At 43.2% G+C, this 12,706-nt stretch carries 11 protein-coding genes; 1 reads left to right on the forward strand and 10 read right to left on the reverse strand.

Annotated features, from left to right (window positions below; translation table 11 throughout):
• The 5 genes from tnpA to G596_RS0114070 all read right to left on the reverse strand — a co-directional run.
• Positions 1-212 (reverse strand): IS200/IS605 family transposase (tnpA, locus tag G596_RS0114050; protein WP_022762471.1); only part of this gene is annotated, 212 nt, incomplete at its 3' end.
• A 178-nt stretch (positions 213-390) separates the two neighbouring features.
• Complete coding sequence (locus G596_RS22290; RefSeq protein WP_022762472.1) at positions 391-786, reverse strand: response regulator; 396 nt, start codon at positions 784-786, stop codon at positions 391-393.
• 137 nt (positions 787-923) lie between these two features.
• Positions 924-2,417 carry an alanine/glycine:cation symporter family protein gene (locus G596_RS0114060; RefSeq protein WP_022762473.1) on the reverse strand — a complete coding sequence of 498 codons (1,494 nt, stop codon included), beginning with the start codon at positions 2,415-2,417 and terminating at the stop codon, positions 924-926.
• A gap of 116 nt (positions 2,418-2,533) precedes the next feature.
• Positions 2,534-3,775 (reverse strand): DNA polymerase Y family protein, encoded by a 1,242-nt coding sequence (locus G596_RS0114065; protein ID WP_026671352.1) that lies wholly within the window; start codon positions 3,773-3,775, stop codon positions 2,534-2,536.
• A gap of 27 nt (positions 3,776-3,802) precedes the next feature.
• Positions 3,803-5,314, reverse strand: coding sequence for a leucine-rich repeat protein (locus G596_RS0114070; protein WP_022762474.1), 1,512 nt, complete (start codon positions 5,312-5,314; stop codon positions 3,803-3,805).
• Positions 5,315-5,420: 106 nt separating this feature from the next.
• Between G596_RS0114070 and G596_RS0114075 the strand changes: the two genes are divergently transcribed.
• Entirely contained in the window at positions 5,421-6,779 is a 1,359-nt protein-coding gene (locus tag G596_RS0114075; protein WP_022762475.1) for a hypothetical protein, read from the forward strand.
• An 88-nt stretch (positions 6,780-6,867) separates the two neighbouring features.
• Here the strand turns inward: G596_RS0114075 and G596_RS0114080 are convergent, their stop codons facing one another.
• From G596_RS0114080 to G596_RS0114100, 5 genes are all read right to left on the reverse strand, one after another.
• A complete protein-coding gene (locus G596_RS0114080) occupies positions 6,868-7,914 on the reverse strand; it encodes a M42 family metallopeptidase (RefSeq protein WP_026671353.1) in 1,047 nt (348 codons plus the stop codon).
• A 63-nt stretch (positions 7,915-7,977) separates the two neighbouring features.
• Complete coding sequence (locus tag G596_RS0114085; protein WP_022762477.1) at positions 7,978-9,342, reverse strand: MATE family efflux transporter; 1,365 nt, start codon at positions 9,340-9,342, stop codon at positions 7,978-7,980.
• 126 nt (positions 9,343-9,468) lie between these two features.
• Complete coding sequence (locus G596_RS0114090) at positions 9,469-9,984, reverse strand: hypothetical protein (protein WP_022762478.1); 516 nt, start codon at positions 9,982-9,984, stop codon at positions 9,469-9,471.
• 32 nt (positions 9,985-10,016) lie between these two features.
• The gene (locus G596_RS0114095) at positions 10,017-10,739 is read right to left on the reverse strand and encodes a hypothetical protein (protein ID WP_022762479.1); all 723 of its coding nucleotides are present in this window, start codon (positions 10,737-10,739) and stop codon (positions 10,017-10,019) included.
• Positions 10,740-10,875: 136 nt separating this feature from the next.
• Complete coding sequence (locus G596_RS0114100) at positions 10,876-12,540, reverse strand: sensor domain-containing phosphodiesterase (RefSeq protein ID WP_022762480.1); 1,665 nt, start codon at positions 12,538-12,540, stop codon at positions 10,876-10,878.
• Positions 12,541-12,706: the final 166 nt, after the last annotated feature.

Consider the following 12,706-nt stretch of genomic DNA (forward strand, 5'->3'; position numbering starts at 1 on the left):
ATACTCGGTGGGATCCTTACCAGCATATGTATGTGATCGGGGCATACCTCTGCCTCTATTATCTCTACACCTTTCCTCTTGCATAATGTACTGAGAATATTTGCAATGTCCTGCTTGATCTGACCATACGCAACCTTTCTCCTGAACTTAGGTGCAAATACTATGTGATACTTACACTCCCATCTAGTGTGTGATAAACTATTCATGTCCATTTTGGACTACCTCCTGTGCTTTACTTTGGTTGGCGAACCGTAGTAATTCTAGCACGGGAGGTTTTTTACTGTAAGCTGAAGCAGCTGTTGTCCCCCTGCATAGCAGGGGGTTTTATTAAAGATGCTACACAATAAAACAGCCCGGTGGCGTATACCACCGGGCGTCTTGTTCTCATAATTATTGCATGCCGTTCTGCTTCATGGCATCAAGTCTGTCCATGCAAGCTCTGATAGTCTGGAGCAAAGTCTCCGATTTGATCGGCTTTCTAATAAATTCAAGAGCTCCGTGCTTGTAGACTTCAAACTCGGTCTCTTCCTGCTCATTGGCAGTCATAAAGATAGCAAAAATATTTCTTCCGAAGCGCTCATGCATCTTATCCATCATCTCGAAGCCGTTCATCTTCGGCATCATGTAGTCGGAAAGAACGATATCGGGATGATACTGCTCGTATTCCTCAATAGCTTCCTCTCCGGAAATAGCAGTTATTGTCTTGAACTCTTTGGAAAGAATCTTCTCGAGCATCATCAGAATCATGTCATCATCATCAACAATCAGTATAGTCTTATCAGCCATTTGTCATCTCCCTCATAAAGATAAATCTTAATTGAAACGGATAAAACAATCATTATTTAATAACTAAATGTTCATACAAACATTGTAACTGATTGTGTAGACAATTTCCATATTATTCTGTGAATTTTTTAGACATATCAAATAGCGATTTCTTCCTCGTGCACCTTCTGAATCTCTTCAATAGCGGAAAGCATAGGTTTTACGTCTTTTCCCTTAATTTTTCTATCCACATAGTTCTGTGTAATCTTCATAACGGTGCCGCTAAGTGTAACTACACCGATAAGGTTCGGGATCGCCATCATGCCGTTGAAGGTATCGGACAGATCCCATGCAAGTGAGAGATCCATAGTAGAACCTACAAGGATGAAAAATACGAACAGGCACTGATATAGCTTGACCGCCTTTGTTCCGAACAGGTACTCAAAGCCCTTGCTGCCGTACTGGCTCCAGCCGAGAACTGTGGAAAACGCAAAGAACAGAATCGCAATTGCGATAAATGCCGATCCGAATTTTCCGAAGATAGTTGAAAAAGCCTCAGCTACAAGAGCTGTTGAAACCTGGTCTGAGATAACCTCTCCTGTATCGAGATTAACAAGTCCGCTGGATAAAACCGCAAAAGCTGTAAGTGTGCAGACAACGATTGTATCGGCAAATACTTCAAATATTCCCCACATTCCCTGAACAACGGGCTCTCTTACGTTGGAGCTCGAGTGAACCATAACCGAAGAACCAAGACCTGCCTCGTTGGAGAATACTCCTCTTTTCATACCCCACTGCATAGCGTAAGCGATTCCGCTTCCCACGATTCCGCCGCCGACAGCTCTCATTCCGAATGCACCCTTGATGATGGATGTGAAAACAGCACCGGCCTGATCAATGTTCATAACAACAACTACGATTGCTCCGATGAGATAGATGACTGCCATGAAAGGAACGAGTCTCTCGGTAACGGAAGCAATTCTCTTAAGACCTCCGACGATAACAAGTCCTGCAAGCACCATCAGTGTCACACCCGTAACGACATTAGGTACTCCGAATGCGGAATTCATATTTACGGAAATAGAATTGATCTGGCTCATATTACCGATTCCGAAGGAGGCAATAACGCAGAACACACTGAACATCACTGCCAGGAAAGCGCCTATAAATGCACAGCCCTTCTTGGATCCGAGTCCGTCCTTGAGGTAATACATTGCTCCGCCGCACCACTCATCTCTCTCATTTCTTCTTCGATAGTAGATACCGAGTACATTTTCGGAGAAGTTAGTCATCATTCCGAAAAATGCAACAATCCACATCCAGAAGATAGCTCCGGGACCACCTGAAACTATTGCGGCAGCAACACCTGCAATATTACCGGTTCCGATTGTAGCAGCCAGCGCGGTACACAGACTCTGGAACTGTGATATCTGCATGTCATCCTTATCGGTATGAGCTGTGACATGCTTATCTTTGAAAATACCGCCGATGGTATTTTTCACCCAGTGTTTAAAATGCGAAATCTGGAATACTCTTGTTAGTACAGTCATAAGAATACCGGTACCAACAAGAAGAATCAGCATGGGAAGTCCCCATACAAAACCATTTACCGCACCGTTGATGTTTTCAATGTTTGTTAGCAAATTCTCCATTAAAAAATCCTCTCCTACATCATTTTGAAAAAGGCGCTTCGGTTTTCACTCCGAAACGCCTTTGTTTACATTGGATAGTATATCACAGTAAAGTGCTAAAGTAAAATCTTTTTTATTTAATTTCCCTTTTTTATCGCGCCATCGCCAAACTTACCCTTTATTAGGCGTTCCATCTCCTCAAGTTTTTCACGCTTCTCTTCGCGCTGTTTTTCCTCCCTGATCTCCTGCTTGCCTGTTGTCATCCAGTCAAAGAGATTACCCTGGCGGTACTCACCGTTGTCAAGATTATCAACACCGACTCCGACTAGCCTTATTCCGATATCGTAATTGAAAAGTCCGTCCTCACCGGTTAGGAGTTTTCCCAGAAGAATCATCGCATTTTCATAGATGACATCTGCATTGTCCGTTGATTCCGACAGCTTCATCTGTCTGGAAAAACGCTTAAAGTCTGAAGTCTTAACCTGTGCTGTGACAGTTCCTCCGAATACTCCGTCCTTTTTAAGTCTGCCGGAGACTTTTTCCGAGAGCCGCCTTACAACAGGCGGCATGTCATTGTCATAGGACGCTGAGGTTATGTCATTAGCCATGGTGGTCTCGTTGGAGTAGCTCTTGGCATCCTCGTGCTCCGGATGAACGACGTCAGAGCCAAGGCCGTTTGCCGCATTATGAATGTATTCGCCAAACTTATCACCAAGCTGAGATTTTAAAAGCATCTCATCCATGGTTGCTGCATCGCCGATAGTCCTTATTCCTATTGACCTCAGCTTCTCGGCGCTCTTTTTACCACAGCCATAGAGATCGCCGATGTCGAGCGGCCACATTTTATCTTTTACTTCGTGAGGATATAATGTGTGGGTTCTGTCCGGCTTTGTAAAATCGCTCGCCATTTTCGCAAGAAGCTTATTCGTGGATATTCCCACATTAACCGTAAAGCCAAGCTCGGTGCGTATTTCATCCCTAATCCAGCCCGCAAGGGCAACGGGAGACTCACAGTTTAGATCCGTCACATCGAGATAAGCCTCATCTATGGAGACCTGTTCCAAAAGCTCTGAGTAAGACCTCAGAATGCCTATGAAGGCACGGGAATACTCTCTGTAGGTCTGAAAGTCACCCTTTACCACAACGAGATTCGGACATTTCTGCAGCGCACTGGTGATAGGCTCAGCCGTGTTTATCCCATACTTTTTAGCAGGAATAGACTTGGCTGTGACTATGCCGTGCCTAGTCTTTATGTCGCCTCCCACAACCGATGGAATAGTCCGAAGGTCAACCGCATCCGGGTTTTCCTTAAGCTGCTTGACCGCAGACCAGGACAGGAAGGCTGAATTTACATCAATATGAAAAATTGTTCTATTCACAGCGCCTTAATTATTCTGGATTGCTCTTTAATGTGCTTTCTTGTATTTCAGTTTTCCGTTCTTAGCTCCGCCAAACTTGTTGAGCTTTGACATTACAGTCTGTGCCTTCTTTTTAGACTGAGCATAGATTGTGAACTTCGCTTTTTTCTTAATCTTCTTGAAGCAATTCTTACCGATTGTTTTCAAGTTTCTGGAATCAATCACTACATTGCCTAGCTTCTTACATTTATAAAAAGCTTTTGCACTGATTTTCTCAATTGTAGAAGGAAGAATCACTGTTTTAATAGTGCTGTTTCCGCTAAATGCATTCTTCCCGATTGATGTAACATAGTAGGAAGCCATGTTCTCATCACATGCGTAATCAGGAATCACTACCACTTCATCACCGGTTTCAATTCCAATAACTTCAACCTTTGCATATTCTACTGCGCTATAGGTAACTCTGTACTTTATGCCGTTATAGGCGAATGTCTCACCCTCCGCCTTACGTGTAGGAGGCACCATGATGAGTGAGTTGGCAGGTGCACCGTATAAATTGTCATAGTATATTGACCCAAATCTTCCATTTACGAATTCACACATCTTATTGGGAAGCCTTCCATCTTCAGCTTCTTTTGGTGTATAGATAGTTGAAAGGTTTGAACAGTTCTTAAACATATAAGTATTATAATATAATGTAAGTCCATGCAAATTGACTGTTTTTAATGAAGTGCAATCTTGAAATGTATATAAAGCATTGCATTTTGCACCTTCAAGAGGGCTAAAATCAATATTTTTCAAGTTTGTACAACCTGTAAACATATAGTCAAAACCATAGCCAACCAGCTGGGCACTTCCTTTAAGTGAAGTTCCTTCGAATGAACTCAGATCAACAGTTTCCAAACTGGTACATCCATTAAACATATTGGCAAAGCTGTATGCCAACTTTGTATTAAATCCGTTTACATTGACATTTTTAAGAGATGTACAATCCTTAAACATGGATTCAAAATCAGAGACTCTTGATGTATCAAGCTTTGACAGGTCTATGCTTTCAAGGCTGGAACATCCTTCAAACATATGCTTCACGATATCAAAGCTCTCATTATCCCAATTTCCACCTTTTACACTTTTTAAATTGGTACACTGCTGAAACATTCCATATGCACTATCAAGTTCTGACCAGTCAACGCCGGTAAGATCTACTGTTTCAAGGCGACTGCAATACGAAAAAAGTCCTGGGCCTCCAAGAAATCTATATCCCGTATTTGTTATCTTGCATCCCTTTTCAAATTTTACATGCTTAATATATGTGTTTTGGGAAAATGTCTCTTTATATATTTCTGTTTCTCTCATTACACCATCGTACATAGCCTTAGCAGGAACAGTAATACTTTCACTTTTTCCATAGTACTGCTCGAGTATAAGTTTTCCATCTGAACTTAGATAATGACTGTATCCATCCAGTGGATCGCCCGATGCCTTCGAATCAAAACCAAACAACAACATTCCGGACAGCAGCAAAACAACTGCCATCAGCATTCCTTTCACCTTCTTCATAACTTTTCACCCTCCGTTTTGTGAACTATAATTTAACATTTATTCTATCATAAAAAGTGCTAAAATAATTGCATAAAACTATTTTCAGAATCTATTGGAGGGGGCCATGAAATTGAGTTATTTCAAGCGTATATTTATCTGTTTTTCTGTTATTTTTTCATTGCTTTTTTTATCTACAGTCAATATGATTTCTTACGCTGCTGGCAGTTCAAAAACTTTCACGAAACATTATGACACTTATAAGGACTGGTGGATCTACGACGGAAAAATTCCTGATATAGTAAGTAAGGATTTTAAGCCCGACAGCAAAACGCAAAAGCTCTTGGATGAAGCTGAGAAGAAGGGAATCGTAGATTTTGCTCCTGAAGATACTAGTGGGTATGAGGGAAAAGGTGAAGTCTATTATAAGGTAGTAGCCCAAACTCCTTCCTTCACCTTGTTCTTTGTTGGTGAGACCTGTAGGATGCTTCTGAAAACCGAGGATTCAAGCTATGTATACATTGATGTACCGGCTGTTTCTCTTCGCGGAATTTTCCCTGAATGCACTGAGTACGATCTTGACAGCGATGGCGATCCCGAGCTTGTCATCAAGCCTCAAATTCTGCATGGCACAGGTTACTATGAAGAATTTGTTCTCATAGCGGATATAGATAAAAAGTCCAAATGTACAGTGTACTTTTTAAATCCGGAAGCCTATCTGTCGGAAGTTGCTGAGCATGTTGAAGCCAAGGAGTCAAATGGCAATGTGTCACTTTACGTCGATGGAATAAAAGAAGGCACTGAAGTCGCTTCATCGGATCTAAGGGATGACTTTGAGCCCGGTCTTTATCTTGAAAATATAATATATTTCAGAGTCTATGACGGCATAATATGGATAGGTATAGAGCCTATGTTTGACGCCGCCAGCTTAAACAGTCCGGACGTGATGGTCTGGTATCCCGTAACCTATGAAGGGGACGGCAAATATTCCGGCGGCGAAATTGTATGCAGGCCCTTTGGCTACGATGTATATCAGAAAGTTACTGAATCCTTCACAGAAGACGATATGTACACCATCTGGGATAATCCGATTTTTCAAAAGCCGCTTCTTATAACCGCAAACAAAAAAGACAGCATCGACAAAAGCAAGACCTACGAAATACAAGTTTCTGCCTGCAAAGTCTCCATGATGAAAAACGGAAAGTTCACAGAACTTGGAACAATTGAAAGTGCCGACAAAAATCCCGTCTCAATGTCACCCGACGGAATCGTGGCAAAGGGCAAGCACTTTTTATATGTATACGAAGCCACTCCGGATTGCCGCGAGCTTGTAATCAAGGATGGAGTTGAGGACAACACAATCAGCAATTTCAACAATCACAAAGGATATATTCGAATCCGCAACGGAAAGGCCGAGAACATTACCAAGAACGAATATGAGGCGATTTATAAGACTTATGAAAATGCAGTTCCGATAGAATTCTAGAACAAGAGCCCCTCAATTTAGGAGTTCTCAAAAAAAATGGTGATCACTTTTAAGGAGTGGTCACCATTTTCACATAGTTCAGTTTTCATCAGAGCGCGTACTGAATAAGGAGTCTAAGCACATTCTCTGCTCCGTCTCTGTGGCTTCTCTCATAGCCGTGGGAAGCATACACGCCTGCACCGATAAGTCCGTGCTTGAGGTCACTTCCTGCACAGAGGGTTGCTTCTACATCACTTCCGTAATGAGGATAAATATCGATTGCATAGTCAGCGCCGCTATCTTTTGCAGCCTTCACAAGCCCCTGAACAACTGGATAGCTGTAAGGGCCACCGCTGTCCTTTGCGCAGATGGAAACCTGCTTTTCAGTACAGGTAAGTCCATCACCTACGCAGCCCATATCTACAGATATAGCCTCTGTGCAGCCTTCAGGTACATTGCCACATCCGCCGTGTCCAACTTCCTCAAACACAGTTATATGAGCATAAAGTGCTCTCTTGGGAGTTATCTTCTTTTCCTTGATATACTTGGCAAGACCAAGCAAAATTCCGACGCTGAGTTTATCATCAAGGAATCTTGATTTGATATATCCGGTTTTTGTTACTCTGACATTTGGCTCAAAGCAGACGATGTCGCCCACTGAGATGCCAAGCTTTTCGGTATCCTTTCTGTCCTTAACGTCCTCATCAAGCACAACCTCGCAGTTTTCCCAGGTTCTCTTGGTGTCGTTATACTCCCCGTTTACGTGAATGGATGCATTGTTGAGCTGGAAGGTACCCTCGTATATTCCGTCAAACTTTGTGATTACGCGCACATTCTCGGTCTCAGCATTATTGGGATTCATGCCTCCGAGATTCGTGAGCTGAAGTCTTCCGTTATCCTTTATGGTTGCCACCATTCCCCCAAGAGTATCTGTATGAGCCTCAAGCAAAAGGCCGTCCTTCTTGTCTTTTCCTGTGAGGTCAACGATCACACCGCCTTTATTTGTGATGGTCGCCTTAAAGCCAAGCTTTTTGAATTCCTTCTGAACCCACGCTGCGGCTTCTTCCGTATAACCTGTGGGAGAATCGATGTTCAGAAGCTTTGTGGTCTCATCGACTATAAAGTCTGTGTATTTTGTTAGTGATACTTTTTTCATATATGCCTCCGTTCTTTTATTTTTCATAAAAAGTCAACGTATAAAATATACCCCCAGAAGTCGTTACCCTTCCTCAATCTCTGCAATTCTTCTGCCGTAGACTCTCTTAAAGAAGAAGCCCGAAAGAATGAGTGAAGCAATCTCGGCAATGGGGAATGCCCACCATACAGCATTGACGTTGCCTGTCTGAGCGAGGAGCCAGGCGGCGGGGATAAGGACCACAAGCTGACGGCCTATTGAAACAGCCAGCGAATAGATACTCTCCGAAAATGCCTGGAATACCGAACCAAGTGCGATGCAGACACCGGCGATGGGGAAGCTCAGGCTGATAACACGAAGCGCCGGTTTTCCGATACTTATCATGTCATAGGAAGCATTGAACAGGCCGAGTAGTCTGTCCGGGATAATCTGGAAGGTTATGGTTCCGATTATCATGATAGTAGCTGCCAATGCAATCGAGAACTTCAGAGCCTCATTGATTCTGTCTTTCCTCTTTGCCCCGAGGTTATAGGCAAGAACAGGAATAAGTCCGTTGTTCAGGCCGAATACCGGCATGAAGAAGAAGCTCTGGAGCTTGAAATATACACCAAACACAGCAGTTGCAGTTGTTGAAAATGCAATAAGTATAAGATTCATGGCATAGGTCATGAGCGAACCTATGGACATCATCAGAATCGAAGGAACACCAACGTAGTAGATTTCCTTAACTATGTCTGCCTTGGGACTGAAAATAAGCGGAATTCTGAGATTTACATCTGGATTAAGCTTAAGGTTACAGTAAAGTCCGATACATGAACCTACAACCTGTCCGAAAACCGTTGCAAGAGCTGCACCGGCAACTCCCATCTTAGGTGCACCGAACATACCGAAGATCAGGATGGGATCCATGATAATGTTGATAATAGCGCCGGACATCTGCGAATACATACTGAAGAGTGTACGTCCTGTTGACTGAAGCATTCTCTCAAAGGTCATCTGGCAGAATACTCCGATTGAGCAGCAGCAGATGATGCTAAGATATGAAACACCGTAGCCTGCAATCACCTCATTATCAGTCTGTGTCATGAGGAACGGCTTTACGGCAAATATTCCGATCATAAGGAATACAAAATAATTTATGAAGGTCAGCATAAGAGTGGTGTTGGCTGCTCTGTCTGCCCTGTCGAAATTTTTCTCACCAAGTGATCTTGATAAAAGGGCATTCATACCTACGCCGGTACCTGCGCCGAGTGCAATCATCAGATTCTGAAGCGGAAATGCCAGGGTCACGGCAGTCAGCGCATTTTCATTGATCTGTGCTACGAAAATACTGTCCACCACGTTGTAGAGCGCCTGCACAAGCATGGACGCCATCATCGGCAGTGACATTGAAACAATAAGCCTTTTAACGGGCAAAACGCCCATCTTATTTTCTTTGGAATTTGACATCGATAACCTCTTTCAACTTGTTTTAATGAAAAAAGAATGCCCAGAGACATTCTTTTAACATGCTTTTCTATACTACTATAAACAAGTCTTGTTCACAACACTTAATGTCCTGTTTTCAATATATACTCAGTTTCTGCCATTATTGGTACTTGTATTATTGTTTGTACCATTTGTGCCGTTTGTACTGTTTGCATCATCTGAGTTCAGATTATTTGGATCGTAGGTGCTTGTGATTCCTGCGGCCTTATTAAAAATAGTGGCCAGCGTCCTTCCGTCATTTATGTGAAGCTCATGCCTGTACCAGCCTCCGGATACCTTTATGAAAAGAAATCCGTCACATCTTACGCTGGTTCTCCTCGTGCGTCTTACAGCCTTATCAAGGAAGTTGGCAAGATCGCTGCCGCTGTAGATATAAGCTGCGGGGATGTACCAGCCGTTGTACTTGCGGGTAAAAGTGTACTTACCGTAGGTTACGGTAGTATTACCTTCCTCGTCAGTACCGACTGTGATATTCATCTGATTTTCCTTGATAGACGTATTCGACTGCTTCGTAGTCGCTGCCTTCGCCGGTATGGACACCAGCGTGATCGCGAGAACGAAAGCAAACATCAACGCTCCAAGATTTCTAAATAATTTCTTCATAGCACTTACCCCATTAGAACAATCCGTAACAATTATCCTCTTATAACAAACGTCTCCTTTTCCTCTCCTATTATCTTCTTAAGTTTCTCCCTGGCTTCATCTCTCGAATCAGCCTCTACTTCTATTCCGAAAGCGAACATTTTTCTGTTCGCAAATCTCGCATTGTGTTCGTCGAACTTTTCCTGCATCGCCGCAAGTGAGTAGTGCCTTCGAAGCTCGACAATATCCCTGGCAACAAAATCGATGTATTCCTTTTTCTCTTCCTCTGACTGTGAATACTTTTCAATGATTCGCATAGTATCCACAACATTGAGATAATCGCTGGATAAATATTCCTCCAGCCCCTTCCAGTGAAATCCCTCATCCTTAGTCAGATGTGACATTCTGCTGTCGATGTAATCATCGAAGGATATACCCTGGTTTTCAAGCCAGTCCATCGCATACATCTTCCAAACATGCTCGCGCTTACTGAATACCTCCTGATCGTTAAGAAGCTGCATCTTTCGGAAAAGATCCTCAACAATCGGCACAATATCTTCCGCGGCTGACTTTTTTATATTAAAAGCTCTGCCGGAATATTGCGCTCCGTCCTTCACATTTTCAAGTGAAAGTGCAAAGGAATTCTCATCGATAAGGGACATGTTTACCGCCAGATCGCCTAAGCGGGCAACACAAATACTGCGGTCTTTCAAAGTTGTATCCCGCTGCTTAGTAAATGCATGAATCATGAACTCAGGCTTAATGTAGGTAAACATTATTTACATTTGTATCCACCTTTCACGAGCACTTATACATAGTAATTATAGCTTTTTTTGCCTTTGGAAAAGCGGTTTTTATAAAATGTTTATTTTAATATCAGATGGAGTTTATAATTCCCCAAGGGGAAGGCAGTTATTGATTTGTCTTATATATCGGAAGCTTTTTGAACTCCTCGAAGCTGACCGGTCTGGAATAGTAGTAGCCCTGATAGTGATCCACGGGGTACTTGAAAAGCCTGAGTTCCGTGTCAGCGTCGCCTACTCCGGTGGCGCATACGCTCATGTTCATATTTGCGGCAAAACCGGTTATAGCCTCAGCCATGTAGCGGCTAAGCGGACTCTTGCTGATATTTTCAGTGATCTCCGGCGCCAGTTTTATTATGTTGATAGGAAGCCTCGTGGCCAGATCCAGTGTGGAAAAATCTGTCACATCAAGAGCAATCCTTATGCCGCAGGACTTAAGGAAGATTACCTGACTCTTCAGATAATCGAAGTTGATATTGCTGGTGACGTTGGAGAGCTCGATACACAGCGCTGTTCCGGGATATCTGTTGCCCTTAAGAAGTTCCACAATTGATGTTCGAAACTCACTTCGTTCCAGCTGCACGTACGCAAGATTAATGCTCAGATAGAACTCGGGATGGTCCTTCAAAATCGCCAATCCGTCCTTCATCGCTTTATCGAGGATCCATATTCCCAGCTTATAAAAAGTGCTGTCCTGTTCAAGCCACGGCACAAATTCACTAGGTGCCACATCCCCGTAAGGCTGTCTGTTCCAGCGAAGCAGAACCTCCGCTCCCGCGAGCTTACCGTCATTCTTGGCCAGGATCGGCTGATAATTCAGATAGAATCCCTTGCAGTGGTCGATAACGCTCTCTCTCACCGCTCCCACAAGCTCTATTGTGCTCTTGTTGTACTCGAGCTCATTATTATGAAAAATGATAAGATTTCCGTGTTTCTCCGTCTTGGAATGGGCAAGTGCATATTTAGCACTGGTGTAGACTGCATGCACATCTATTCCTGACTCGTCGACAACGATGACCCCACCGCCAAGCTCTGCGGAGACCTTGGTGGTTCCGACCTTCATATTCTGCCTTACATGCTGGCGCATCTGCTGATAGAGGTTCTTCACCTCCTCCAGTGTCATGTGAACTGTGCAAAGTCCGAGAATTGTTCCGTCACCTCTGTATATATGCGCTTTTTCCCCAGCCTCTTTCTGGAGATAATCAGCCATGGATTTCAGCATCCGGTTACCGAACATATATCCGTACAGCCTGTTTATATCGCCAAAATCAATCACATTCACAAGAAGCAGGATATAATTGACGCCGTCGAATTCCAGGCGGTGCATGTAGTTGAACATCTCGTAATGGTTGGAAAGACCGGTGATAGGATCGGTATTGTCAACAATACCCTTGTTCATAAGGGAACACGCATAAAAAGCGGCTTTTCCCGAATAATCCTTGATAACTACTCCCCTGCACGAACATGCGACATACTCGCCGCTCTTGTTCCTGGCACGATATTCAAAGCTTGGATTGACTCGATTGCCCTCGAAGGCGGTGTGAAGATGCTCCCTGTAGGTGGCCCTGTCCTCGGGATGAATATGGGCCTCCCAGACCTGATCTGCTTTGTAGACAAACTCACCCGGCAGGCCGAAATAATTCACCGCATTTTCGGACCACCTGGCCATGTTGTTTTCGATATCATAGACATAGACATATCTACTTTTTGAAGTAACCGCAAAGGTTTCATATATTTTGCTTATAGCATCATAAGCCCCCTGATTAACCAGCATGACTTGCTCCCTCCGACAAAACCTGTTCTTTCAAGAAATAAAATCTGATAAATCCCCAAAATATCACATTGTTTGTGTTAAAATACTATAATAAAAGTATAAGTATCCAATTATTTTACTTCAACTGTTTTTTGAACTGCAAATCAAAGCAAAAAGGAGCAAAAGA

It is taken from the genome of Butyrivibrio sp. AD3002 (assembly GCF_000420905.1).
In the GTDB taxonomy this organism is placed as follows: Bacteria; Bacillota; Clostridia; order Lachnospirales; family Lachnospiraceae; genus Butyrivibrio.